The 233-nt window shown below is 54.1% G+C and carries 1 pseudogene; it reads left to right on the forward strand.

What is annotated here, in order from left to right:
• Positions 1–233, forward strand: a pseudogene (locus MXD62_RS09725) (RNA-binding transcriptional accessory protein); the annotation flags it as partial.

The following is a 233-nucleotide window of genomic DNA, read 5'->3' on the forward strand; positions in this document are numbered from 1 at the left end:
GTTTCAGATCATCGGTATTCGACCTGATGAAATCGGCAGCGAGCATTGCCAGGAACGACTGAAGCAGGTGGATATCGCGGCAACAGCGCAAAAGCTGGAGATTGGGGAGCCTACCTTGCAGGATATTATCGACAGCTTGCTGCGCCCGGGCCGTGACCCACGTGATGAGCTGCCAAAACCGCTGTTGCACAAAGATGTGCTGAAGCTCTCCGATCTAAGCAAGGGAATGAAGC

The sequence above is a fragment of the Frankia sp. Mgl5 genome (assembly GCF_023242985.1).
Taxonomy (GTDB): Bacteria; Actinomycetota; Actinomycetes; order Frankiales; family Frankiaceae; genus Parafrankia; species Parafrankia soli.